This window comes from Pseudescherichia vulneris NBRC 102420, from assembly GCF_000759795.1.
Classification (GTDB): Bacteria; Pseudomonadota; Gammaproteobacteria; order Enterobacterales; family Enterobacteriaceae; genus Pseudescherichia; species Pseudescherichia vulneris.
Genome location: NZ_BBMZ01000009.1, coordinates 91,068 through 115,454, shown reverse-complemented (window position 1 = coordinate 115,454; position 24,387 = coordinate 91,068). Strand labels below are relative to the sequence as shown.

18 protein-coding genes are annotated in these 24,387 nt (G+C 59.1%); 7 read left to right on the top strand and 11 right to left on the bottom strand.

The annotated features are described in order from the left end of the window. Window positions 1-16 precede the first annotated feature (16 nt). A complete protein-coding gene (locus EV102420_RS08480) occupies window positions 17-1,981 on the bottom strand; it encodes a peptidase U32 family protein (RefSeq protein WP_042390926.1) in 1,965 nt (654 codons plus the stop codon). A 213-nt stretch (window positions 1,982-2,194) separates the two neighbouring features. Further along, a complete protein-coding gene (locus EV102420_RS08475) occupies window positions 2,195-2,767 on the bottom strand; it encodes a helix-turn-helix domain-containing protein (RefSeq protein WP_042390925.1) in 573 nt (190 codons plus the stop codon). Window positions 2,768-2,857: 90 nt separating this feature from the next. On the opposite strand from EV102420_RS08475, the gene EV102420_RS08470 reads away from it, so the two are divergent. Next, on the top strand, window positions 2,858-4,030 hold the full coding sequence (locus tag EV102420_RS08470; RefSeq protein WP_042390923.1) for a benzoate/H(+) symporter BenE family transporter: 1,173 nt from the start codon (window positions 2,858-2,860) through the stop codon (window positions 4,028-4,030). Here EV102420_RS08470 and EV102420_RS08465 read toward each other — a convergent pair. Next, a complete protein-coding gene (locus tag EV102420_RS08465) occupies window positions 4,004-4,876 on the bottom strand; it encodes a helix-turn-helix domain-containing protein (RefSeq protein WP_042390921.1) in 873 nt (290 codons plus the stop codon). The genes EV102420_RS08470 and EV102420_RS08465 overlap by 27 nt on opposite strands. Before the next feature lie 183 nt (window positions 4,877-5,059). Between EV102420_RS08465 and EV102420_RS08460 the strand changes: the two genes are divergently transcribed. Beyond that, entirely contained in the window at window positions 5,060-5,968 is a 909-nt protein-coding gene (locus EV102420_RS08460; RefSeq protein ID WP_042390919.1) for a DMT family transporter, read from the top strand. Window positions 5,969-6,011: 43 nt separating this feature from the next. On the opposite strand, the gene EV102420_RS08455 is transcribed toward EV102420_RS08460, so the two are convergent. Together EV102420_RS08455 and EV102420_RS08450 are read right to left on the bottom strand one after the other, a co-directional pair. Further along, window positions 6,012-6,680: a DUF3313 domain-containing protein gene (locus tag EV102420_RS08455; protein ID WP_042390916.1), complete on the bottom strand. Its 669-nt coding sequence runs from the start codon at window positions 6,678-6,680 to the stop codon at window positions 6,012-6,014. A 134-nt stretch (window positions 6,681-6,814) separates the two neighbouring features. Next, window positions 6,815-8,410, bottom strand: a complete 1,596-nt coding sequence (locus tag EV102420_RS08450) for an ABC transporter substrate-binding protein (protein WP_042390914.1) — start codon at window positions 8,408-8,410, stop codon at window positions 6,815-6,817. Window positions 8,411-8,536: 126 nt separating this feature from the next. Between EV102420_RS08450 and pepT the strand changes: the two genes are divergently transcribed. Next, the gene (pepT, locus tag EV102420_RS08445; protein WP_042390912.1) at window positions 8,537-9,766 is read left to right on the top strand and encodes a peptidase T; all 1,230 of its coding nucleotides are present in this window, start codon (window positions 8,537-8,539) and stop codon (window positions 9,764-9,766) included. On the opposite strand, the gene tehB is transcribed toward pepT, so the two are convergent. Further along, entirely contained in the window at window positions 9,763-10,359 is a 597-nt protein-coding gene (tehB, locus tag EV102420_RS08440) for a tellurite resistance methyltransferase TehB (protein ID WP_042390911.1), read from the bottom strand. The genes pepT and tehB overlap by 4 nt on opposite strands. 127 nt (window positions 10,360-10,486) lie before the next feature. On the opposite strand from tehB, the gene ydcK reads away from it, so the two are divergent. Next, window positions 10,487-11,467: a YdcK family protein gene (ydcK, locus tag EV102420_RS08435; protein WP_042390908.1), complete on the top strand. Its 981-nt coding sequence runs from the start codon at window positions 10,487-10,489 to the stop codon at window positions 11,465-11,467. Here ydcK and rimL read toward each other — a convergent pair. The 3 genes from rimL to hglS form a co-directional block, all read right to left on the bottom strand. Then, window positions 11,464-12,012 (bottom strand): 50S ribosomal protein L7/L12-serine acetyltransferase, encoded by a 549-nt coding sequence (gene rimL, locus EV102420_RS08430; RefSeq protein WP_042390906.1) that lies wholly within the window; start codon window positions 12,010-12,012, stop codon window positions 11,464-11,466. The genes ydcK and rimL overlap by 4 nt on opposite strands. 14 nt (window positions 12,013-12,026) lie before the next feature. Next, complete coding sequence (locus tag EV102420_RS08425; RefSeq protein ID WP_042390904.1) at window positions 12,027-13,682, bottom strand: glucan biosynthesis protein D; 1,656 nt, start codon at window positions 13,680-13,682, stop codon at window positions 12,027-12,029. 112 nt (window positions 13,683-13,794) lie between these two features. Beyond that, window positions 13,795-15,138 carry a 2-oxoadipate dioxygenase/decarboxylase HglS gene (hglS, locus tag EV102420_RS08420; RefSeq protein WP_042390902.1) on the bottom strand — a complete coding sequence of 448 codons (1,344 nt, stop codon included), beginning with the start codon at window positions 15,136-15,138 and terminating at the stop codon, window positions 13,795-13,797. A 251-nt stretch (window positions 15,139-15,389) separates the two neighbouring features. Between hglS and EV102420_RS08415 the strand changes: the two genes are divergently transcribed. The 3 genes from EV102420_RS08415 (at window position 15,390) to EV102420_RS08405 (ending at window position 21,367) form a co-directional block, all read left to right on the top strand. Further along, entirely contained in the window at window positions 15,390-16,313 is a 924-nt protein-coding gene (locus EV102420_RS08415) for a LysR substrate-binding domain-containing protein (protein WP_042390900.1), read from the top strand. A 150-nt stretch (window positions 16,314-16,463) separates the two neighbouring features. Next, window positions 16,464-18,755 (top strand): FdhF/YdeP family oxidoreductase, encoded by a 2,292-nt coding sequence (locus tag EV102420_RS08410; RefSeq protein ID WP_042390898.1) that lies wholly within the window; start codon window positions 16,464-16,466, stop codon window positions 18,753-18,755. A 248-nt stretch (window positions 18,756-19,003) separates the two neighbouring features. Further along, window positions 19,004-21,367: a glucose/quinate/shikimate family membrane-bound PQQ-dependent dehydrogenase gene (locus EV102420_RS08405; protein WP_042390897.1), complete on the top strand. Its 2,364-nt coding sequence runs from the start codon at window positions 19,004-19,006 to the stop codon at window positions 21,365-21,367. Between the two features lie 44 nt (window positions 21,368-21,411). On the opposite strand, the gene EV102420_RS08400 is transcribed toward EV102420_RS08405, so the two are convergent. After that, entirely contained in the window at window positions 21,412-23,100 is a 1,689-nt protein-coding gene (locus EV102420_RS08400; protein WP_042390892.1) for a methyl-accepting chemotaxis protein, read from the bottom strand. A gap of 153 nt (window positions 23,101-23,253) precedes the next feature. Continuing rightward, the gene (locus EV102420_RS08395; RefSeq protein WP_042390891.1) at window positions 23,254-24,372 is read right to left on the bottom strand and encodes an S-(hydroxymethyl)glutathione dehydrogenase/class III alcohol dehydrogenase; all 1,119 of its coding nucleotides are present in this window, start codon (window positions 24,370-24,372) and stop codon (window positions 23,254-23,256) included. Window positions 24,373-24,387 lie beyond the last annotated feature (15 nt).

The following is a 24,387-nucleotide window of genomic DNA, read 5'->3' as shown; positions in this document are numbered from 1 at the left end:
GCCGGGCCTACAGGGATTACAGCCCTTTGCGTTTAGGCATGGTCTTCATCAGCTCATCCGGGCTGATGGAGGCCACAACGCTGCCCGGCTGAGGCATCTTGAGGATATGGTTTTTCATTTTGCCAATCACGTGCATCTCGCAGGGACGGCAGTCAAACTTCAGGGTCAGCACTTCATCGCCGTGTACCAGCTGCATCGGCGTGGCCTTCCAGCTCTTAATCGATCCCTTCGCCTGCTTAGGACAGAGGTTAAAGGCAAAGCGCAGGCAGTGCTTGGTGATCATCACCGGCACGTCGCCCTTCTCCTCATGCGCCTCGTAGGCGGCATCAATCAGCTGCACGCCGTAACGGTGATAGAAGGTGCGCGCCTTCTCGTTGTAGACGTTTGCCAGGAAAGAGAGATGGGTATCCGGGTAGACCGGGGCTGGCGTCGCCACGGCTTTGCGGCTGCCGCGCGGGTAGTTTGCCAGACGGGCGCTATCGAGCATCTCCACGGCCTCACGGCGCAGCTGGTTTAGCTGGCTGGCGGGAACAAACAGCGCGCCCGGCAGGTTGACGCGAATATCGCGAGCGTAATAGATAGTCTGCCCCAGCTTGGCCAGGCCATCGTGCAGCTGACTGAGCGCCTTTTCAGCGTTGGTAGCCTCGGCAAACTCGCCCTCCAGCGTATGGGTAATGCTCACTCCTTCCTCGCTGGTGATGGTGAGGATCAGCTGCTCCTGCCAGCCGCCCAGCTCAATATCCACGCCGACGCGGCGCTCGCTGGAGGTTTTGGTCAGCGCCTGCTGCCAGTTATGGTCGAGGTTACGGTTCAGAGGATGATTCGGGCGCACCTTGTAGAGATCGGCTGGCATCTCGTTCGGCCATACGCGATAACGGTTTTCACCGGTCTTCTCTACCGTATTGGCGCGGAAGCCAACAATCTCACGCTTAATCAACACGTTTAAGCCATCGCCGTTGGCTAAGGTCTCGCTGGCATCAACGTCGAGGTAATCTTTGCCTACCTTCAGCACTTCACCCACCGGCAGGCCGATAAACTTCGGCGAATCGAATGCGCCGATATCAATCTTACGGGCGTTAACGAAGTAGTCGGTGCTGCCGCGATGGAACGTTTTGTCCGTCGACGGGATAAAGAAGTGCTCGGTGCGCCCCGCCGACGAGCGAGCCAAATCGCCCCGCTCTTCGATGATGGCGTCCAGCATCTGGCGGTAGTGAGCGGTGATGTTTTTCACGTAGCTCATATCCTTGTAGCGCCCTTCAATCTTAAAGGAGCGCACCCCGGCGTCGATTAGCGCGCCGAGGTTGGCGGTCTGGTCATTGTCCTTCATCGACAGGAGATGCTTCTCAAATGACACTACCCGGCCCTGATCGTCCTTCAGGGTATAGGGGAGACGGCAGGCCTGCGAGCAGTCGCCACGGTTAGCGCTGCGGCCGGTCTGGGCGTGGGAGATGTTGCACTGCCCGGAGTAGGCTACGCACAGCGCACCGTGGATAAAGAACTCAATGGTGGCGTCGGTGCTCTCGTGGATAGCACGGATCTGCTGCAAATTAAGCTCACGGGCCAGTACGATCTGCGAGAAGCCGACATCGGAGAGAAACTTCGCCTTCTCCACGCTGCGGATATCGCACTGGGTGCTGGCGTGCAGCTCGATGGGCGGAATATCCAGCTCCAGCACGCCCATATCCTGCACGATCAGCGCATCAACGCCGGTCTCGTAGAGATCGGTGATCAAGCGCCGGGCCGGCTCCAGCTCATCATCATGCAAAATGGTATTCAGGGTAATAAAGATTTTTGCCCCGTAGCGATGGGCAAACGGCACCAGCTCGGCGATATCGCGCAGGCTGTTGCTGGCATTATGGCGTGCACCAAAGCCAGGACCGCCGATATAGACCGCATCGGCTCCGTGCAGGATAGCTTCGCGGGCGATGGCGGTATCGCGGGCCGGGCTTAACAGTTCAAGATGATGAGTGGGCAGGCGCATAGGGTCGTTATTATCCGTGATCAACAAAATGGCCGCTATTGTAGTGAGAAGATGGCCCGGACGAAAACATTTTCGCTATGCCTGCGACGCCCTTAATACATTAATTAGCAATGCATTGAAATAATGCGCATTTCGCCAGGCGCGCTGAAGGGGGTACAGTGGCTGCGTATTCCGGACATTCCTCGTCATGTGTGCGTTACTGTTAATTCGTCGTTATTCGTCGTCGTATTTTGCCGCAGGCTCGCCTGCGGCTTTTTCTTTTGGATAGTGGATCAGCGAGTGAAACTGGGTTGTCTGCCCACTGCTGTTGCGGTAGGCGTGGGTTTTATCCCCGGCAAACCTGACCCCGCTTCCCACCTGTAGCGTCTGCCACTCCCCGTCAATCTGCATCTCCAGCGTGCCGGAAATCACCACCACGTGTTCAATCACGCCGCGCTCGTGCGGGGTGGACTCGCTGAACGCGCCGGGGGCGAGGGTGACCGAAAAGTGGTCAAAGCGCAGTTCGTTATCCCACGGGAAAATCGGCGTAATGGTCATTGCCTGCTGGTCAGGATCGTAGGCCTGCGGTGCGCCAGCGTCCGCTGCGGTGATAAAGGTCGAGAGCGGTACGTTTAGCCCGGTCGCGATTTTCCAGAGCGTCGCCACCGTGGGGCTGGATTCATTGCGCTCGATCTGGCCGAGCATCGCTTTCGAGACGCCGGTTTCAGTGGCGAGGCGCGAAAGGCTCCATCCCCGCGTCTGGCGCAGCGTTTTCAGTGTTGCAGACAGATACTGTGGCAGATCCATACTTTCCCTTCCTCGTGCGTGAATGGCTTCTTGTGCGTTATAACGCACAATGCTATTTTTATCGACCGTGATAGCGTACATGGAGTTCTTATGCCCCTGCGTCCCTTTCCCTTTTCCACCCTGCTGGCAGGCTTTGTGGCGGTGCTGGTGGGCTATGCCAGCTCGGCGGCCATTATCTGGCAGGCCGCCAGCGTTGCCGGTGCCAGCCCGGCGCAAATCGCCGGCTGGATGACGGCGCTGGGGCTGGCAATGGGTATCAGCACCCTTGTGCTGACCCTGCGCTACCGCGTTCCGGTGCTCACCGCGTGGTCAACCCCCGGTGCGGCGCTGCTCGCCACCAGCCTGGAGGGGGCCACCCTCAACGAGGCCGTAGGGGTATTTATCTTTGCCAATGCCCTGATCCTGCTCTGCGGTCTCACCGGCCTGTTTGCCCGCCTAATGAAGATTGTTCCACACTCGCTGGCGGCGGCGATGCTGGCCGGTATCTTACTGCGTTTTGGATTGCAGACCTTTACTAATTTACAGAGCGATTTCAGTTTATGCGTCAGCATGTTGCTGGCATGGCTGCTCTGCAAAGCGCTGGCACCGCGCTATGCCATTATTGCTGCGCTTATCACAGGCGCGCTCGTGGCCTGGCTAAGCGGTGACGTTGTCACATCTGCGCTGCATGTCTCGGTAGTGATGCCTGAAATGATCGCCCCTCGCTTTACCCTGACCACCTTAATCAGCGTGGGAGTGCCCTTTTTCCTGGCGACGATGGCCTCACAAAACGCGCCCGGCTTCGCCACCATGCAGGCCGCGGGCTATCACGTCCCCGCCTCGCCGCTGATGGTCTTTACCGGCGGGCTGGCGCTGCTGGGCAGCGTGTTTGGGGTCTACTCCGTCTGTATCGCCGCTATTACCGCCGCTATCTGTCAAAGCCCGGATGCCCATCCGGATGCGGATAAGCGCTGGCAGGCTGCCGCCGCCGCAGGCGTTTTCTATCTGCTGGCGGGCGTGTTTGGCGGCTCGATAAGTGGCCTGATGGCCGCCCTGCCGCTGAGCTGGATCCAGACCCTGGCAGGCCTGGCGCTGCTGGGCACCATTGGCGGCAGCCTGCATCAGGCCCTGGTGAACGAGCGCGAGCGCGATGCCGCGGCGGTGACTTTTCTCGTTACCGCCAGCGGGGTAACGCTGCTGGGCATCGGGTCGGCATTTTGGGGACTGCTGGTGGGTGGGATCTGCTATGCCGTGCTGTCAGGCATGCGCCGCGCGCATCTGTGACGGCGTAATACCGAACACGCTTTTGAAACGGTTGCTGAAGTGGCTGGCGGAGCTGAATCCGCACCCGAGCGCAATCTCGGTCAGGGGCAGCGCGGTGTGGCATACTCTGTCCCGAGCCTGATGCATCCGCCGCTGCATCACGTACTGGTGCGGCGCGAGCCCGGACGAGTGGCGAAACATGCGGGCAAAATGGTATTCGCTCAAGGACGCCTGGGCGGCGAGATCGGCCAGGGTGAGCGGCTCGGCAAGATGGGCATCGATGTACTCCAGCACGTTACGCAGCACCGACGGGGCCAGCCCGCCGGTAACGCTCGGCATGCGCCACTGCACGCTGCTGTAGCGCTGAATGATATGGGTCAGCAGCAGCGTCGAGGCCGTGCTCAGCGTAAGCTGGTTAGCCTGCTGCTGCCAGTCGCAGTCGAGCAAAAACTGGCGGTAGAGGGCGGTGATCTGTGCATCCTGGCCAAAGGTCTTCTCATCCAGCGTCAGCGCGGCCGGGCTGCGATCCCAGATCTGCTCCCCTACGCTGCGCAGATGCGCATCGGTGCAGTAAAGGTGCACGAAAGAGAGATCGTCGCGAATATCCCAGGTCGACTCGCTCTCTTTCGGCAGAAGACAAAACCGATCCGGTCCGCCGCCGTTTTGCCAGCCGCTGCGGGTCTTATGGTAGCTCTCATAGCCGTCGGCAACATAGAGGCTCAACGTGTGGTGATCGCAATACTGGGTAATGCGATCGCGCTTATTGGACCATGCGGCCAGCTGCATGCCGTTATTCAGCGCGACTGAATTTTTCAGCACCGCGCTATGCCTGCGCAGGTTTTCAAAAGCACCGTAGGTTTCTGCCATCGCCACATTAACAAGTGATTAACCAGATCCTTAGTGTATGAAGAGTGCGGCGTGGATGAAAGCGTTGCCGCCCTCTGAGCGCCAAAAAACCGCAAGAATTTGCAAGTCTCCCGCAAGCCCCTGCAAGCATCACCGCCCGTCGCGCTCAACAATAGGGTTTTTAATGACGGAGAGCAGCGCACGATGAACGCACTAATGTATGGCCTGGTGGTGGTGATTTGGGGAACGACGTGGATCGCTATCCATTTGCAGCAGGGGCCGGTCGCTGCGCCGGTCTCCATTTTCTGGCGCTTCGCGCTGGCCTCGGCCATCATGATGCTAACGCTGCTGGTGCTTAAGCGGCTGCGCGCCCTGACGATCAAGGATCACCTGATGTGTATGGTTCAGGGCGGCTGCGTGTTCGGCTTTAACTTCTGGTGCTTTTACACCGCTGCGGCGTGGATCAATACCGGGCTGGAGTCGGTCATCTTCTCCATGGCGGTGCTGTTCAACGCGATAAACAGCTTTATCTTCTTTGGTCAGCGCCCGCCCGCTCGCTTCTTTCTGGCCGCCGCGTTGGGCCTGACCGGCATCGCTGCCCTCTTCTGGCAGGATCTGCTCGCCAGCGATCTCAACGTCAACCTGCTGCTGGGTATCGGCCTGTCGGCGCTGGGCACCCTCGGCTTCTCGCTGGGCAATATGATCAGCCTGCGCCACCAGCGTAACGGGCTGGAGACAATGACCACCAACGGCTGGGCAATGTTCTACGGCACGCTGATTATGGGCTTCATCGCTCTGGTGCGTGGCGACAGCTTCACGCCGGAGTGGACGGTGAGCTACCTTGGCGCGCTGGTGTATCTGGCGCTGTTCGGCTCGGTCGTTGGTTTTGGGGTCTATTTTACGCTGGTGGGCCGCATCGGGGCGAGCAATGCTGCCTACAGCACGCTGCTCTTTCCGCTGGTGGCGTTAACGCTCTCGACCCTGTTCGAAGGATACCGCTGGGAGAGCAATGCCGTGGTGGGTCTGGCGTTGATCCTGGTGGGAAACCTGGTGATGTTTACCCGTCCAGAAAGCCTGCTGCGAGTCTGGCACGGACGACCGCGCTCAGCGTGAAGAGAAAAAGAGAAGCGCCATCGCGAGGATGGCGCTTCGCTGATTACTGTTTTTTAACCTGGAACAGCGCCACGTCGCTGGCCAAATCGTCCACCACCTGCTTGAGGGTGTCGACGGTGAGCGGCGTATTCTGGTTATTGAGATCTTTACCCTCTCCCTTACGCACCACTTTGATCACCGGTTTGTTAGTGGCGGCGTCAATCAACTCACCCTCAAAATAGAGCGCAGTATCCATGGTACGGTGGCCAGTGGCGGCCTGAGTGCCTGCTACCACCATTGCAATTGGGATCACCTCATAGAACTGCAATCCCTCTTTGCTGGAGTCAACGCCGGTGATCGCGCCACGGAAGATCAGGCTGCGCGGACCGGGCGTCGCCACCAGCGGCTTACGCTGGGCGGCGGCGGCTTTCAGCTTGGTATTGGTATAGTTCAGCAGGCCGTTGAGGGTCTCCTGACCAATCTGAGTGGTAGGTTTAGGCTGCGGATAGTAGGTGATGGGATTGTAGACGATGCTATCGTACTTGCTGTCATCAAACGACGGATCAACCCAGCGCAGCACCGGTTTCCCCGACGCAGAGGTCGCCTGCTGCAAATTTGAATAATCTTTTAAGAAACCTGAATACTTGTCTGGCTGTGTGACTTTCGACGAGCACCCTGTCAGCGCCAGCAGCCCTGACAGTACAGCTACCTGAATTAATGAGTGAGTACGCATGTATTTATTCCTGAAATTATAACGATGCATACGGAGTTATAGCAAAACTTAGTGACGGTTGTTGTGACTAAAAGAGTGCTGGCTCACCCTTTTACCAAAAAACAGGCCTGCGCAGCCGCACAGGCCTGGAGTGATTATTTTTTCAAATCGACCTGATAAAAAATGTGTTTGCCAAAGGGATCGATCTCATACCCCTGCACCTCTTTGCGCACCGGCTCAAAAATCGTTGAGTGGGCAATCATCACGGCAGGCATCTGGTCATGCATCATCTGCTGCGCCTGCTTGTAGAGGGCAGTACGCTGGGATTGATCGGTGATGCCTTTCGCTTCGGCAATCAGCTTATCAAACGGCTGATAGCACCACTTCGCCGAGTTGGAGCCGCCGTCCGCCGACTGGCAGGTAAACAGCGGGCCGAAGAAGTTATCCGGGTCGCCGGTGGCCGTGGTCCAGCCCATCAGCGCCGCCTGGTGCTCGCCCCCCTTCACGCGCTTGAGGTACTCGCCCCACTCATAAGTGACAACCTTGGCCTGTACGCCAATCTTCGCCCAGTCGGCCTGGATCATCTCCGCCATGCGCTTCGCGTTCGGGTTGTAGGGACGCTGAACCGGCATCGCCCACAGGTCAATACTCAAGCCCTTGGCAAAGCCCGCCTCGGCGAGCAGCGCTTTGGCCTGCTCCGGGTTGTAGTCGTAATCCTTCAGGTCGCTATCAGCGCTCCAGACCCCCGGCGGCAGCAGGTTTTTCGCCGCCGTACCGGTGCCCTGGAACACCGCGTCGATAATCGCCGGCTTGTTGATCGCCATCGCCAGCGCCTGGCGCACCTTGACGTTATCCGTCGGCGCTTTCTGCGTGTTGAGGGCGAGGAAACCGGTATTCAGCCCAGCCTTGCTCATCAGGTTGATATTGGGATTTTCGCGCATCCGGGGCAGATCCGCCGGGTTGGGGAAGGCCATGACCTGACACTCGTTCTTCTCCAGCTTGGCGTAGCGCACTGAAGCGTCCGGGGTGATGCTGAACACCAGTCGGTCCAGCTTGGCCTTGCCCTGCCAGTATTCCGGGAAGGCGGTAAACAGGATGCGGGAGTCCTTCTGATACTGCGCCAGCCTGAACGGACCGGTGCCGATGGGGTCCATATCCACGCGCGTCGGCGTGCCTGCCTTCAGCATGGCGTCGGCATACTCTGCCGAGAGGATCGAGGCAAAATACCACGCCAGGTCGGCTACAAACGGTGCTTCCGGGTGGGCAAGCGTAAAGCGCACGGTATGGTCGTCAACCTTATCGATACTGGTGATCAGCTTGCCAAATTCCAGGCTCTCAAAGTTCGAGTAGTTACCGTTAGAGACGTTGTGATAGGGATGATTGGGATCCTTCTGCCGCATAAACGAGAAAATTACGTCGTCGGCGTTGAAGTCCCGCGTTGGGGTGAAGTATTTATTGCTCTGAAACTTCACGCCCTTGCGCAGATGGAAGGTGTAGGTTTTGCCATCTTCGCTGACGTCCCAACGTTCGGCCAGGCTGGGCTCTAACGCCGTGGTGCCGACCTTGAACTCTACCAGCCGGTTGTAGACCGGAACGGCGCTGGCATCAACGCTGGTTCCCGAGGTGTAAAGTTGAGGGTTAAAGTTTTCAGGCGATCCTTCCGAACAGTAAACCAGCGTCTTCGCTGCCACGGTAGAACTGACCGTGAGCGCGGTCAACGCCAGTGCAAGTGTTGTGGGTTTGCTTATCATCTTTATCCTGTCGTTTATCCGGCTATCTTAGCGTGCTATCAATAAGTGCTTGTTGTTTGCCCGTTAATACATAACATTAAAGTCACACCGTAAGCACCTGATAAAACAAATAAAGAAGGATCCACTATGTCATCGCCACTCGCCAGACAATTAACCCAACGCTTTTTTAACTACCTTGCCATCACTAGCCAGAGCGATGCATCAGCCACCACCCTGCCTACCACAGCGGGCCAATATGAGATGGCCCGCGTGCTGGCCGACGAGCTAAAAACGCTGGGATTAGAAGAGATTGTGATCGACGAGTACGCCACCGTGACGGCGGTTAAAAAGGGCAACGTGACAGGTGCGCCGCGCATCGGTTTTATTACCCATATCGATACCGTAGACGTCGGACTGTCGCCGGATATTCATCCACAAATCCTGCAGTTTACCGGCACAGATCTCTGTCTTAACACCGAGCAGGATATTTGGCTGCGCACTGCCGAGCATCCGGAAATTTTAGCCTACCCAGGGGAAGAGATTATCTTCAGCGACGGCACCAGCGTGCTGGGCGCGGATAACAAGGCGGCGGTAACGGTGGTGATGACCCTGCTGGAGAACCTGACCGCAGAGCACCAGCATGGCGATATCGTGGTGGCTTTTGTGCCGGATGAAGAAGTGGGCCTGCGCGGGGCGAAGGCGCTGGATATCAAGCGCTTTGACGTCGAGTTTGCCTGGACCATCGACTGCTGTGAACTGGGGGAGATTGTTTACGAGAACTTTAACGCTGCCCAGGCCAAGATCCGCTTTACCGGCGTAACGGCGCACCCGATGTCAGCCAAGGGCGTGCTGGTAAACCCCCTGCTGATGGCCACGGACTACATCAGCCATTTCGATCGCCAGCAGACCCCGGAGCATACCGCAGGCCGCGAGGGCTACACCTGGTTCAACGGTATGGAGGCGGTACAGGGCCACGCCGTGCTCAGTGCCAGCATTCGCGATTTTGATAAACAACGCTTCGAGGAGCGCAAGCAGCAGATTGGCGAAGTGGCGCAGCGTATTGCCGCGCAGCACCCCACCGCGAAGGTGGAGTATGAGATCGAGGACGTCTACAGCAACATCAGCAACGCCGTAGGCGAAGATCGCCGCGCCATCGACCTGATGTTTGAGGCCATGGAGAGCCTGGGCATCACGCCGAAGCCAACCCCGATGCGCGGCGGTACCGACGGCGCGGCGCTCTCGGCGAAGGGTCTGCTGACCCCGAACTTCTTCACCGGGGCGCACAACTTCCACTCACGCTTTGAGTTCCTGCCGCTGAAATCCTTCGAGGCGTCCTATAACGTCGCGCTTAAGCTCTGTCTGCTGGCGGCTCGCTAAGCGGGTTTACGGGCCAGCAGCGTGGCAAAGCGCAGCTTGATGCGGTTGCCATTGGCGTCGGTGCGGTGTAGCTCACCGACGTCTTCATTGTATTTCACCACTTCCCAGCCGCTGTAGTACTCCGCCAGCTCTCCGGCCTTAAAGGCAAACGGGAAGCCGACCGTGCAGGGAAAATCGTCCGTGTCCATCGCGGCGACAATCAGGTTATAGCCCCCCGGCACGGTGGTGCGCTGCATATTGGCAATCAGGCCAGGGATGGTTTGCGGCTCAAGAAACATCATCACCACGGTGGAGAGAATAAAGTCATACTGTCCCTCAAAGCTCAGCGCGTTTAGATCGACGGTGGCAATCTCAAGATTATCCAGCCCCTCGGCCGCCTTAATACGCTCAATATTGGCGATGCTCATGGGGTTCTTGTCCCATGCCGTGACACTGTAACCGTTCGCCGCAAGGAAGAGGCTGTTACGGCCATTGCCGCAGCCGAGATCGAGCGTTTTGCCCGGCGGAACCAGCGCCGCGGCGGCCAGCACCTCGGAATGGGTGCGGGTTAAACCATATTTTTCAGTGAAGTAATTCTCATCAACCTGGGTCATGATCCATCCTTATTTAGGCGGGAAATTTAAAATGATATTTTAAATACATTTTATTGAAATTCCTTCGCAATAGCCAGAGCGGCAAAGTTTGCTACGTTTATCTAAGGCCATCAGTGGAAAACACATAATGAACAAGTATCGCCTGAGCGATGCCAGCCGCTCATTTAGCTATCAGGATAACGGTGAAAAGCGGCACGTTACCCTGCGCCAGATCGTCGCCCTGCGGGATTTTCATGACGTCCAGGCCGGTACGCTGGGCGGCTGGGTGGAGGATGAGCAGGTGCTGAGCCAGCAGGGTAGCTGCTGGATCTATGATGAGAACAGCATGGTGTTCGGTGGCAGCCGGATACGCGACAGCGCCCGCATCAGCCAGCCCTGCACGATTTACGACGGGGTGGAGATCGGCGGCCATGCCTGGGTTGATGGGTCGGAAATCTGTCGGGGGGCGCGTCTGAGCGGCAATGTGCTGGTGCAGCGGTCGCGGGTTAGCGGCGAGTGTCTGCTCGGCGGTGACGCCCGGATCCTCAACGGCAGCGAAATTATTGCCGCCCGCGGGCTCACCCTCGATCGCGATGCCACCCTGCGCATCTACGACCGAGCCACGGTGAACCACTCCCGCGTCTTGCACCAGGCGCAGATTTACGGCGACGCCATCGTTAACTACGCCTTCGTAGAGCATCGGGCAGAGGTCTTCGACTTCGCCCTGCTGGAGGGCAACGAGGAGAACGACGTCTGGGTCTGCGACTGCGCCAAGGTGTACGACCGCGCGCGCCTTGTCGCTGGACACGGTGAGGATGCCATTCCCACCCTACGCTACAGCGCTCAGGTGGCGGAGAATGCGGTGGTGGAGGGCAACTGCGTGCTGAAGCACCACGTGCGCGTCGGGGGTGACGCGCGGCTTAGCGGTGGGCCGCTGATGCTGGATGACTTTGTGCTCGTTCAAGGCCGGGCGCAGCTCAGCGGCAACCTGCTGATCGAGGGGCATGTTGAGATTGGCGGCGACGCGGCGGTGATCGCCCTGGAAGAAGAGTCGATTCACCTGCGCGGTCCGAGGGTGATGAGCGGCGCGGAGCGTATTACCCGCACGCCGCTGCTGGGGGCGATCTAGGCGTCGATGATCCGCGCGTAGAGGTTTTGATCGTCATAGCGGCCGTTGAGGAACTCGGCCTCTTTCAGGCAGCCCTCCAGCACGAAACCCGCGCGCTGGGCCACCCGATTGCTGGCGATGTTATCCACCCGGCACTTGATCACGAAGCGCCGGATTTCGCCGCTCTGGGCATAGTGCCGAATAAACGCCTCCAGCGACTGGGAGAGAATGCCCTGCCCCTGATGCCCTTCATCCAGCCAGTAGCCAATATAGGCGGTTTTGTTCAGCGGCTCGATGGCGTTAAACGACAGCACGCCGACGATGATTTCCTGCTGCATAATCAGGAACATTTTGGCGTAGCCGCGCTGGTGCAGCATAATGTTGCTCTGGGCGTTCTTCAGCGAGTCCTCTTCGCTGGCGACATACTGGGGCCAGTTCAGCGACTGCTGGAGCCACGCCCGATTCTTCACCACCAGCTGATGCAGCTCGCTGACGAAACGCTCGTCGATGGCGCAAAGTTTCAGGGTGTCGCTAACGGGGATGATTTCATCCGTGCTGGTTTCCATTTCCTCTCCTTACCTTAGCGCATCACGCGGTCATCAACGTAGGTGCGCTTGTCCGGTGCCGGCGGGAAGTACTGATAGAGCCAGGTTTCGCTCACCGCCTCGCCCTGGCAGCGCAGGAACATGCGCATCTCCACCGGATCGGTGGAGTCGTTGGTGGGATACCAGTCAAACTGAATGCGGTAGCCGTCAAACGGCTCGACGTAGAGGATCTCAACCTGCTTCGCCTCACCGTTGGAGAGGGTGATCACCGGTTCAATGCCCCTCGGGGCGGCATCTTTAATGTTGCCCCCGGCAAAGTCGATGGCGAAACGGCGGGCCCACACCTGCGGATAGTGCTCACCTGGGGCCCATCCTTCCGGGAAGCCGCCCATACCGGTACGGGTCGCCAGCACGCGGGCCAGCGGCGTATGCACCGGCGGCTGCGCGCTCCAGTAGAGACGGTACTGGAAGGCGAGACTGTCCCCGGCTTTGACCGGTTTTTCCGGCTGCCAGAAGCAGACGATGTTATCCAGCGTCTCACCGGTGGTAGGGATCTCCATCAGGTTAACGCTCCCCTTGCCCCAGCTGTTGCGCGGCTCAACCCACAGGCTTGGGCGCTTGTTGTACCAGCCCATCACGTCCTGATAGTGGGAGAAGTCGCGATCCAACTGCAGCAGGCCGAAGCCTTTCGGGTTGTTATCGTCAAAGGCGTTAAACTGTAATTTCTGCGGGTTATTGAGCGGGCGGCAGATCCACTCCCCGTTACCCCGCCACATCGCCAGACGGTCTGAGTCGTGGATCTGCGGGTGGATGGTGTCGCACATGCGCCGCTCGTTGTTGCCGCAGCTAAACATGCTGGTCATCGGCGAGATCCCCAGCTGCTTGATGTCCTTGCGGGCGTAGAGGCGGTTATCCACTTCCATGATCACCTGGTTCTGCTCGCAGTGGATCACGAATTTATATGCGCCGGTCAGGCTCGGGCTGTCCAACAGGGCATAGACGGTAAAGGTGGTGTCCGACGGTTTCGCCGTTTCAAACCAGAACGAGGTGAAGTCCGGGAACTCTTCGGGGGTGTCGGTAAAGGTGTCGATCGCCACGCCGCGTGCAGAGAGGCCGTACTGATAGGTACTGTCCACCGCACGGAAGTAGCTTGCCCCGAGGAAGGAGACGATATCCCGACGAGCCAGCTCAGGAGCCTTAAACACGCGGAAGCCGGCGAAGCCGAGATCGCTCTGCCCCTCCAGCTGTTTGGTATCGACGCCTGCATCGTGGTAGTTAAACAGCTCCGGACGGAAGTGGATCTCACGTGCCTGATGGCTGGTCGGATCCAACGAGAACATGCGCACCCGGCGGCGGAAGCCCATTCCCACGTGGAAGAACTGCACGTCAAGCTGTCGCCCCTCTACGTTGTTCCACAGCGACTGCTTTGCATCGTACTGAATGCTGTTGTAAGCCTGCGGTGTCAGGGTGGCGAGCGTCTCGGGCAGCGCACGCGGCGCGCCTCCCCACGGGGTTTGGGCCAGATCGTGCGCCGTCGCCTGCAGGCTAGAGAAATCAAAACGATGGCTTTGACCATCGGCAATGCCGGGTTCTGCTGCAAAGGCAGCGCGGGAAAAGAGCGAGGCGAGTCCTGAGGTCCCGCTCGCAGCGGCCAGTATCATAGAAGATTTTAAAAAACGTCTGCGGTTCATGCCTGAGAAAACGTCCTTTTGGTCGTGTGTAAGCGCTCCGCCCGCAAGCGAAACAGCGGCAATAAAAGCACGCCCACTCTAGACAACTTTGTCGCAGAATCCAATGAGAGTTTTACACCAGTCCGCAGCGCCGCAGGCTACGCACCTCCGCCGCCTGGTAAAGCGCAAACTCGTCAAGTACCGAACAGCCCAGCGCCTGCTCAAACGCCTCACGGCTGGCGTTGCCGTGCTGACGCTGCTGAGTCTCATTGCCGAGATTGGACTGGAAGATCCCCGCCGCGCTGACCGGCAGAAAATCTTCGTAGGTGATGGGTTGCGCTACCACCCAGCCGCGCTCGATCAGCGGCTGCGGATCGTCTCCCGGGCCAAAGGCGTGACGATGGCCCTCTCCGGTCGGCGTCAGGCGGTAGCGGAAGTAGGCCAGCCCCTGGCGACGCAGCAGCAGCTCGCTGTCGGGAAAGGCTTTGAACTTCTCCTGCAGGTGATGCTGGTGGATCAGGTTATCTTTCCCGGTGCCCGCCTCCGCCAGCAGCCTGTCGTAGAGCGCCCGCCCTTTTGGCGTCAGGGCTACGCCGCGCTGCTCGATCTCACCGAAGCGCGCGCTGTGGGTTCCCCGGTGCTCTCCGGCAAACAGCACCGGCTCCTCCAGCGCCTTGAAGCTGGTTTGCCGCAGCAGGAGCGGCACCTCCCGCCGGGGCGGTCCTTCAATGAGCACTTTCGGTTCGATACCGTACTCCGGCATCAGGGCCTGGACCCGGTCGATATCCAGCGTACGCGGGGTCAGGTGGTTAATGTGGCAGCCGGGAAAGCAGACGACGTCGGCAATCAGCCGGTGTTCGCTGTGCAGCGCGTGATAGGTGTCGTAGTCAACGGTGGCATGCTGATGCCAGCGAAAGGTCTCCAGCGCCTGCTGAACAAACTCGCTGGCCTGGGCCGCCGTGAATCCCCCCTGCTGCTCGAAGCAGTCCAGCAGTTCCAGACAGCGCGGGGTGAAAATCGAACGTTTAGCCAGAATCGCCTTCGCGCGCTGGCGCAGCGACTCGCTCTCAATCAGCTCGGGTCGCAGGAGCGAGGTAAAGACGCGAAACGGATTACGGCACAGCGCCTCGTCATCAACCGGGCGAAACGCGGTGGAGTGTACCGGCACCCCCGCCTCGGAGAGATCGTAGTAGCCTACCGGCTGCATGCCCATTACCGCAAAGAGTCGTCGCAGCGTGGAAAGCTCCAGCGGTGTACCGACGCGAATCGCCCCGTGGCGCTCGACGTTGAGGCGCGCCAGCTCATCGGCGTTGGCAAGCTGCTCGTGCAGCTTAGGGTTGTTCTCAAGTACCGCCAGATTGACATCGGCTACCAGCTCCAGCAGCGTGCCGTACTGGGGAACTTCCTGCTGGTACATGGCCGACATAGCCTGTGAAAATGCTTCCCGGATCTCATCAGCCGTGATCGTATACGCCATAATCTCATTTCTCCCCTTCATCTACCTGGAGTGTAGAGAAGGTCCTTATCCGGCGCGGAAAATAATTACAAAATGTGATCGGGGCAAAGAGTGTAAGCATAAGTTACATAACAAAAAATTATATCAAGGCGCGGGGGCAACGCCCGGACGGTGGGGCAAAGCGGTTAAATGTTAATAATATTTTGCTAGCAGGTTATCAAATTTAGATAACTTTTCTTGTCAGCGGTTGCGCTCTGTTTTTAACATTGGTTATGGAAAAAAATGGTCTCTTCAGTCAGCGCATCCGCTTGCGCCACTTACATACCTTCGTCGCCGTCGCTCAACAGGGAACGCTGGGGCGCGCGGCAGAAACGCTCAACCTAAGCCAGCCCGCGCTGTCGAAAACCCTTAACGAACTAGAGCAGCTGACCGGCACGCGGCTATTCGATCGTGGCCGGATGGGCGCGCACCTCACCGTGGTCGGCGAACAGTTCCTGACCCATGCGGTACGGGTGCTGGACGCGCTGAATACCGCCGGGCAGGCGCTGTCCCACAAAGAGGGCGTGAACAGTGACGTGGTGCGCGTTGGCGCGCTGCCTACCGCCGCGCTGGGCATTATGCCTCCGGCGATTGGCGAATTTCATCGCCACCTGCCGCACATCACGCTTCAGGTCGCCACGATGAATAACCCGATGCTGCTGGCCGGTCTGAAAACCGGCGAGCTGGATATCGGCATCGGCCGCATGTCAGATCCAGAGATGATGAGCGGCCTGAACTACGAACTGCTGTTTTTAGAATCCCTGAAGCTGGTGGTCCATCCCCGTCACCCGTTATTAAAAGATACGGTGACGCTGAGTCGCGTGATGGAGTGGCCAGTAGTGGTCGCCCCACAGGGCACCGCCCCGCGCCAGCACACCGAGGCGCTGCTTGCGGCCCAGGGGTGCTCCCTGCCTTCTGGCTGCATCGAAACGCTGTCTGCCTCGCTCTCCCGCCAGCTTACCGTCGAGTATAACTACGTCTGGTTTGTGCCTTCCGGCGCCGTAAAGGACGATCTCAAGCAGGGTGCGCTAACGGCGCTGCCGATCCCGGCCCAGGGCGCGGGCGAGCCGATTGGCATTATCACCCGCATCGACGCCCCACTTTCGGCGGCGGCGCAAACGCTGCTTAGCGCCATCCGGAAATCGATGCCGGTTTAACGCCACGTGCGCTTTAGCGCTCTTCCCGCCGCCGTTGTTGCGCAAAGGGTAAACATAACGTTAATTGTGTGATAAAAACGCGTTGTTGATTATGGGTTGTTGTGAAGAGGTATAACCTTGCCCGCAACAACCCGCCGTCTGGAAGAACGCATGAAATTTAAATCCGCCATCAAGCCATACCACGCCGCTGCCGGCGGGCTTGGCTCTCTGGAAGCGACGACCCGCTTCGTCATCGACAGCAAAAACGCCCTGAAGAATATGCGCAATCTGTTGCGCATGAACAAGGCCCGTGGCTTTGACTGCCCCGGCTGCGCCTGGGGCGATGATAATAAAAGCACCTTCAGCTTCTGTGAAAACGGGGCTAAGGCCGTGACCTGGGAGGCCACCCGTCGCCAGGTTGACGCCGACTTCTTCGCCCGCCACACCGTTAGTGCCCTTAACCAGCAGTCGGACTACTTCCTTGAGTATCAAGGGCGCCTCACCGAGCCGCTGAGCTATAACCCTACTACCGACCGCTATGAGCCTATTAGCTGGGACGCGGTCTGGGCGCTGATTGCGCAACATATCCAGGCGATGGATAACCCGGATCGGATGGAGCTGTATACCTCCGGGCGTGCCAGCAACGAAGCGGCCTATATTTATCAGCTGTTTGGCCGCATGGTCGGAACCAATAATTTCCCCGACTGCTCCAACATGTGCCATGAGGCGAGCGGTGCCGGACTGAAGCGCAGCATCGGCGTTGGTAAAGGCACGGTACACCTGAAGGATTTTGATCGGGCCGATGCAATCTTCGTCTTTGGTCAAAACCCTGGCACTAACCATCCGCGTATGCTGCATAGCCTGCGCCACGCCGCCGATCGCGGGGCTAGCATCGTCACCTTCAACACCCTGCGCGAGCGCGGGCTGGAGCGATTCGCCGATCCGCAGAAGCCGCTGGAGGTGATCACGCCGAAAGCGGGCACCATCAGCTCCTCCTACTATCAGCCAAACCTTGGCGGCGATATGGCGGCGGTGCGCGGCATGGCGAAGGCGCTGCTGGAGACCCACCGTCAGCGGCAGGCCGACGGCCAGCCCGGGATCTTTGACGAGGCGTTCATCACCCGTTACACCCAGGGCATTGAGGCATGGTTTGCGCAAATCGATGCCACCCCCTGGGCAACGCTGGTTGAGCAGTCTGGACTGACGGAGCAGCAGCTTCGCGAGGCGGCAGGTATCTGGCAGCGTGCCGAAAAAGTGATCTGCACCTGGGCGATGGGCATTACCCAGCACAAACACTCTCTCGACACCGTAAGGGAGATCACCAACCTGCAGCTGCTCGGCGGCCATCTCGGTAAACCCGGAGCGGGCCTTTGCCCGGTTCGCGGCCACAGTAACGTGCAGGGCAACCGTACGGTGGGCATTGATGAAAAGCCTCCTGCCGTGTTGCTGGATAGCCTCGCCCGGCACTTCAACTTCGAGCCGCCGCGCAGGCCGGGCCATCACACCGTCGATGCCATCAACGCCATGCTGCGGGATGAGGTTAAGGTCCTGATCGCCCTCGGTGGCAACCTCGCTGCCGCCGCGCCGGATACGCCGCGCACCTGCGAAGCGCTGCGCCGCTGCGGGCTGACGGTCTACATCAGCACCAAGCTCAACCGTAGCCACCTGATGCCCGGTAAAGCCTCGCTGATCCTGCCGACGCTGGGGCGCACGGAGGAAGATATCCAGGCCAGCGGCCGACAGTTTATCACCGTAGAAGACTCCTTCAGCATGGTTCACGCTTCCGAAGGGATCGGCAAACCGCTGGCGAAAACCCAGCGCTCGGAGACGGCTATTATCGCTAACATCGCCCACGCCACGCTTGGCGATACCGCCGTGAACTGGCTGGCGCTGGCGGATGATTACAGTCTGATCCGCGATCACATTGCCGCTACCCTCCCCGGCTTTGCCGACTTTAACGCCCGCTGCGATCTGCCAGGTGGGTTTTGGCTCGGCAACGCCGCCGCCGAGCTGACGTTTAACACGCCGTCGGGCAAGGCCGAATTCAGCGCCGCGGCGCTGCCGGTTTCCGTGCGGGAGGATGCGCCGTTTATTCTGCAAACCCTGCGCTCCCACGATCAGTACAACACCACCATCTACGGGCTGGATGATCGCTACCGTGGCGTTTACGGTCAGCGCGAGGTGCTGTTTATGCATGCAGACGATATTGCGGCGCTGGGCTTACAGGATGGCGATCGGGTCGATATCACCACCGAGGCGGATGACGGTATTGTGCGTCAGGTTACGGATTTCAAGCTGGTAGCCTACGCCATCCCGCGCGGTAACCTGGCGGCCTACTATCCTGAGACGAACCCGTTGGTTCCTCTCTCCCGCACCGGGGACGGTACCGGCACGCCGACTTCAAAATCAATTCCGGTCCGCGTGACCAGGGCCCAAACCCAGCCTACTCTGCGCATCGCTTAACCCTTCATCTCCCTCTCCTAACGCCCGTTTATGTGACGGGCGTTTTGTTTGCCGCTCACAAAACGTGCCAAATTATTTTTTAACAATTGCGTAAAACAATTTAACAGATCTATCATGTTGCGGAATTCACCATATGGTTCATAAAATAACGATACGGCGGATTTAAAACCCTACCTTACAAGGCAAACCCTGTTTAAATTACCCTTTTGGTTCATTCGCGTGAACCAGATCGGTTTTAGGAGAGTGACATGGCAACTGGCAGCACGCCGCACGGGATCGGTCGTATCCTGAAGTGGCTTCTGGCCGGGCTTCTGATAATTATCGGCCTGGCTATTGGTATTCCCGGTATCAAACTCGTCTCGTTAGGAGGTAGCGCCTACTTCCTGATCATGGGCGTCGCGATGCTGATCTCTGCACTATTAATCATTAAAAACCGCACCAGCGGCATCATGCTCTATGCGCTGGCCTTTATCGCCTCGGCGATCTGGGCCGTCAGCGACGCGGGCTGGGACTTCTGGCCGCTGTTCTCACGGCTCTTTACCTTTGGCGTACTCGCCTTCCTTGCCGCTCTGCTCTGGCCGTTCCTAACCGCCTCCGCCAATAAAAAGCCGGCCTTCGGCCTTGCGAGCGTGATTGCCCTGGTGCTGCTGGTGAGCGCAGGCTGGATGTTCAAACCGCAGACGCTGGTAACGGCCAACGAAGCCGTGCCGGTGAAGCCGGTGGCGGAAGGTAGCCAGCAGACGGACTGGAAACACTGGGGTAACACCACCCACGGCGACCGCTTTGCCGCGCTGGATCAGATCAACAAGCAGAACGTGAACCAGCTGGAAGTGGCGTGGGTAGCCCACACCGGCGATATCCCGCAGAGCAACGGCTCCGGCGCGGAAGATCAGAACACGCCGCTGCAAATTGGTGACACGCTGTTCGTCTGTACGCCGTACAGCAAGGTGCTGGCGCTGGACGTCGACTCCGGGAAAGAGAAGTGGCGCTATGACAGCAAAGCCACTGCGCCAAACTGGCAGCGCTGCCGTGGCCTCGGCTATTACGAAGATGCGCAGGCCGTGCCCGTTCCCGCTGCGCAGCCCGCAGCCTGTGCCCGTCGTCTGTTCCTGCCGACCACCGATGCTCGCCTGATTGCCATCAATGCCGATAACGGCCAGCCGTGCGCAGACTTTGGCAGCAACGGCGTGGTCGATCTCAGCGTCGGCATGGGTGACGTGAAGCCAGGCTACTATCAGCAAACCTCCACCCCGCTGGTGGCGGGTAACGTGGTGGTCGTTGGCGGCCGCGTGGCGGATAACTACTCCACGGGCGAGCCGCCTGGCGTGGTACGTGCTTATGACGTGCACACCGGCAAGTTGGCGTGGGCGTGGGATCCGGGTAATCCGGCGATCACCGGCCTGCCGCCGGAAGGTCAGACCTACACCCGTGGGACACCTAACGTCTGGTCGGCCATGTCCTACGACGCCAAGCTGAACCTGGTCTACCTCCCGACCGGCAACGCTACCCCAGACTTCTTCGCCGGGGAGCGCACCGCGCTGGATGACAAGTACAGCTCATCGATCGTCGCCGTCGATGCCACCACCGGTCAGGTGCGCTGGCACTACCAGACCACCCATCACGATCTGTGGGACTTTGACCTGCCTGCCCAGCCGCTGCTCTACGATCTGCCTGACGGCAAAGGCGGCACGACGCCGGTGCTGGTGCAGACTAGCAAGCAGGGCATGATCTTCATGCTCAACCGTGAAACCGGCGAGCCGGTGGCGAAAGTAGAGGAGCGTCCGGTTCCGGCAGGCAACGTCGAAGGCGAGCGTTACTCTCCGACCCAGCCCTTCTCCGTCGGAATGCCGATGATCGGCAACCAGACGCTGACTGAATCAGACATGTGGGGTGCCACCCCTATCGATCTGCTGATCTGCCGTATCGAATTTAAAGCGATGCGTCACGAAGGCGTCTTCACCCCGCCGGGCCTCGACCGCTCCCTGCAGTTCCCAGGGTCGCTTGGCGGCATGAACTGGGGCAGCGTTTCGGTCGATCCCAACAACGGCCTGATGTTTGTTAACGACATGCGTCTGGGACTGGCAAACTACATGGTGCCGCGCGCGAAGGTAGCGAAAAACGCCAGCGGTATCGAGATGGGGATTGTGCCGATGGAGGGGACGCCGTACGGTGCGATGCGCGAACGCTTCCTCTCTCCGCTGGGCATTCCGTGCCAGAAGCCACCGTTTGGCACCATGTCCGCTGTCGATCTGAAGTCCGGCAAGCTGGTATGGCAGGTTCCGGTAGGTACGGTGCAGGATACCGGCCCGCTGGGGATCCGCATGCATATGCCAATCCCGATCGGTATGCCGACCCTGGGCGCGTCCCTCTCTACCCAGTCCGGCCTGCTCTTCTTTGCCGGTACCCAGGATTTCTATCTGCGCGCGTTTGATACCGCGACGGGAAGCGAGATCTGGAAAGCGCGTCTGCCGGTAGGCAGCCAGTCCGGCCCGATGACCTATAAGTCACCGAAAACCGGCAAGCAGTACATTGTGATTAACGCGGGGGGCGCACGTCAGTCTCCGGATCGCGGGGATTACATCATTGCCTATGCGCTGCCTGACAGTAAATAAGCGATAAAAAAAGGGGGCCTTGCGGCCCCCAAAGGTTGGTGAAATTAGAACGTTTCCCAGTTATCGCCGCTGGCCAGCGCCGGACGCGATGGCGTAAAGGGTTTTGTCGCTGCGGGTTTCTCTTCCAGCGCCTGGCTGCCCTGCTTGAGTCGGAAGGTGCCTACCGCCTCGGTCAGACGTGCCGCCTGCTCTTCCAGCGACGCCGCTGCGGCTGACGCCTCCTCCACCAGCGAGGCGTTCTGCTGGGTAACGTTATCCATCTCGGTGATGGCCTGGCTAACCTGTTCAATGCCGCGACTCTGCTCGTCGGACGCTGCGGCAATTTCCTGCATGATATCGGTAACGCGTTTTACCGCCGCAACGATGTCGCCCATCGTATCCCCTGCGGCAACCACCTCGCCGGAACCACGCTCAATTAGGGTCACCGACTCGCTGATCAGCCCCTCAATCTCTTTCGCAGCCTGGGCGCTGCGGCTAGCCAGGGTACGAACCTCGCTGGCGACTACCGCAAAGCCACGGCCCTGCTCGCCCGCGCGCGCCGCTTCTACCGCCGCGTTCAGCGCAAGAATATTGGTCTGGAAAGCAATGCTGTTAATCACGGCGGTAATCTCCGAGATCTTCTTCGAGCTGGCAGAGATGTTGCCCATGGTCTGCACAACGCCGGAGACAATCTGCCCACCTTTAGTGGCCTTACCGGACGCGTCCCCGGCCAGCTTGCTGGCGTGATGGGCGTTATCGGCGTTCTGCTTCACGGTGGCGGTTAACTGCTCCATGCTGGCCGCGGTCTCTTCGATAGCCGCCGCCTGCTGTTCGGTACGCGATGAGAGATCGGTATTGCCCGCCGAGATTTCGCTGGTCCCACGATAGATCTCCTCTGCGCCCTGGCGCACCGTGCCCACAGTTTTCACCAGCGAGCGCTGCATTTTTTGCAGGTCGCGGCTCAGGATACCAATTTCACTGCGTCCGGTAGCCTCATCGGCATGGGTCAGATCGCCGGAGGCAATCAGCTCGATGCGATGTGCCGCGCGCTGGAGAGGATTGATTACGATACGACGCAGTACGACAAAAGTAATAAGGGTCAAAATCAGCGCCAGCACAAACGCGCCTGCCATAAACATCAGCCCCAGCTGCGCACGCTGGTGCGCCAGCTCACTGAGTTTATTCGCCCGCTCGGTGCGGATCTGAATGGCTTTCAGCAGCACATCGTTGTAGGCGCTATCCAGCCCTCGGGCCTGCTCGTTTTCATGGTTGATAATCGCCTCGAACATGCCGTTTTTGGCATACTTCAGCATCGGCTGTAGCCCGGCGATATAGGCATCAAACCGCGCCTTGAGATCGCCATCCAGCGCCTCATCGGCTGGCGTTTTCACGCTGCGGTTCATATAGGCATTGAAGCCCTCCTGCGACTGGCCAATACGCTTCTCTGCCTCGGCAATGTTGAGTTTCATGTCATCCATCTCCGCGATACGGCTGGCCGCCCCGGCATGGATCATGTTAATTCGCGCAGTACGCAGATGGTTAGAGCTATTCGACAGCCCCATACGGATCTGAATTTCGGCGGTAACGTCCTGCTGGTCGCTATCGGCCTGCATCAGGAAGTAGCCTGCCAGCCCTGAACTCAGAGCAAAAAGCAGAAGGATACCGCCGAGGATGGCGGAGAAAAGGGGTACTAAGCGGATATGATGTAAAAAGCCAACTGTCTGCGGTTTGTGCATCGCTGCTGTTTTATCCATGGCTATCGACTCTCTTATTGTAAGATGCGTAATTACACGCCTGTCAGATAGTCATCGGCAGCCATAAGATTTATCTTATGTCTAAAAGCGCCAACTCGGTCACAGATTCGCACATTAAAAAAGCTGCCGACGGCTAAACCGCCGGCAGTGGGATCAGTTATCGCCGAAATGGATAACGGTACGGATGGATTTGCCTTCGTGCATCAGGTCAAACGCTTCGTTGATCTGATCCAGCGGCAGACGGTGGGTAATGAACGGATCGAGGTCGATTTTACCAACCATCGCATCTTCAACCATGCCCGGCAGCTGGGTACGGCCTTTCACGCCGCCAAAGGCGGAGCCGCGCCAGACGCGACCGGTGACCAGTTGGAACGGACGGGTACGGATCTCCTGACCTGCGCCAGCGACGCCGATGATCACGCTCTCGCCCCAGCCTTTGTGGCAGCACTCCAGCGCCGCGCGCATAACGTTAACGTTGCCGATACACTCGAAGCTGAACTCCACGCCGCCGTCGGTCAGCTCGACAATGACATCCTGCACCGGCTTATCGTAGTCGTTCGGGTTGATAAAGTCGGTTGCGCCCATCTCGCCTGCCAGCTTGAACTTCTCCGGGTTGGTATCGACGGCAATAATGCGTCCGGCTTTCGCCTGCACCGCACCCTGGATCACCGCCAGACCAATGCCGCCGAGGCCGAAGACCGCTACGTTATCGCCCTCTTTCACCTTCGCCGTGTTGTGCACTGCGCCGATACCGGTGGTAACGCCGCAGCCCAGCAGACAGACTTTATCCAGCGGTGCCTGCGGGTTGACCTTCGCCAGTGAGATCTCCGCGCAAACGGTGTATTCGCTGAAGGTGCTGGTACCCATGTAGTGATAGATCGGCTCGCCGTTGTAGGAGAAACGGGTGGTGCCGTCCGGCATCAGGCCTTTGCCCTGGGTGGCGCGCACGGCCTGGCAGAGGTTGGTCTTACCGGATTTACAGAACTTACACTCGCCGCACTCGGCAGTATAAAGAGGAATAACGTGGTCGCCGGGTTGCAGGCTGGTCACGCCCTCACCCACTTCCACCACAACGCCGCCGCCTTCATGGCCGAGCACCGCCGGGAAGACGCCTTCCGGATCGTCCCCGGAGAGGGTGAACGCATCGGTGTGGCAGACGCCGGTGTGGGTGATCTTGACCAGCACCTCACCTTTCTTCGGTGGTGCTACGTCGATTTCAACAATTTTCAGTGGTTGACCTGGCCCAAAAGCAACAGCCGCACGTGATTTCATAGAGTCTCTTCCCTT

Bases quoted from the DNA above. Each gene is read 5' to 3' on its own strand.
- EV102420_RS08480 (WP_042390926.1), bottom strand. From the start codon at position 1,981: ATGCGCCTGCCCACTCATCATCTTGAACTGTTAAGCCCGGCCCGCGAT.
- EV102420_RS08475 (WP_042390925.1), bottom strand. From the start codon at position 2,767: ATGGATCTGCCACAGTATCTGTCTGCAACACTGAAAACGCTGCGCCAG.
- EV102420_RS08470 (WP_042390923.1), top strand. From the start codon at position 2,858: ATGCCCCTGCGTCCCTTTCCCTTTTCCACCCTGCTGGCAGGCTTTGTG.
- EV102420_RS08465 (WP_042390921.1), bottom strand. From the start codon at position 4,876: ATGGCAGAAACCTACGGTGCTTTTGAAAACCTGCGCAGGCATAGCGCG.
- EV102420_RS08460 (WP_042390919.1), top strand. From the start codon at position 5,060: ATGAACGCACTAATGTATGGCCTGGTGGTGGTGATTTGGGGAACGACG.
- EV102420_RS08455 (WP_042390916.1), bottom strand. From the start codon at position 6,680: ATGCGTACTCACTCATTAATTCAGGTAGCTGTACTGTCAGGGCTGCTG.
- EV102420_RS08450 (WP_042390914.1), bottom strand. From the start codon at position 8,410: ATGATAAGCAAACCCACAACACTTGCACTGGCGTTGACCGCGCTCACG.
- pepT (WP_042390912.1), top strand. From the start codon at position 8,537: ATGTCATCGCCACTCGCCAGACAATTAACCCAACGCTTTTTTAACTAC.
- tehB (WP_042390911.1), bottom strand. From the start codon at position 10,359: ATGACCCAGGTTGATGAGAATTACTTCACTGAAAAATATGGTTTAACC.
- ydcK (WP_042390908.1), top strand. From the start codon at position 10,487: ATGAACAAGTATCGCCTGAGCGATGCCAGCCGCTCATTTAGCTATCAG.
- rimL (WP_042390906.1), bottom strand. From the start codon at position 12,012: ATGGAAACCAGCACGGATGAAATCATCCCCGTTAGCGACACCCTGAAA.
- EV102420_RS08425 (WP_042390904.1), bottom strand. From the start codon at position 13,682: ATGAACCGCAGACGTTTTTTAAAATCTTCTATGATACTGGCCGCTGCG.
- hglS (WP_042390902.1), bottom strand. From the start codon at position 15,138: ATGGCGTATACGATCACGGCTGATGAGATCCGGGAAGCATTTTCACAG.
- EV102420_RS08415 (WP_042390900.1), top strand. From the start codon at position 15,390: ATGGAAAAAAATGGTCTCTTCAGTCAGCGCATCCGCTTGCGCCACTTA.
- EV102420_RS08410 (WP_042390898.1), top strand. From the start codon at position 16,464: ATGAAATTTAAATCCGCCATCAAGCCATACCACGCCGCTGCCGGCGGG.
- EV102420_RS08405 (WP_042390897.1), top strand. From the start codon at position 19,004: ATGGCAACTGGCAGCACGCCGCACGGGATCGGTCGTATCCTGAAGTGG.
- EV102420_RS08400 (WP_042390892.1), bottom strand. From the start codon at position 23,100: ATGGATAAAACAGCAGCGATGCACAAACCGCAGACAGTTGGCTTTTTA.
- EV102420_RS08395 (WP_042390891.1), bottom strand. From the start codon at position 24,372: ATGAAATCACGTGCGGCTGTTGCTTTTGGGCCAGGTCAACCACTGAAA.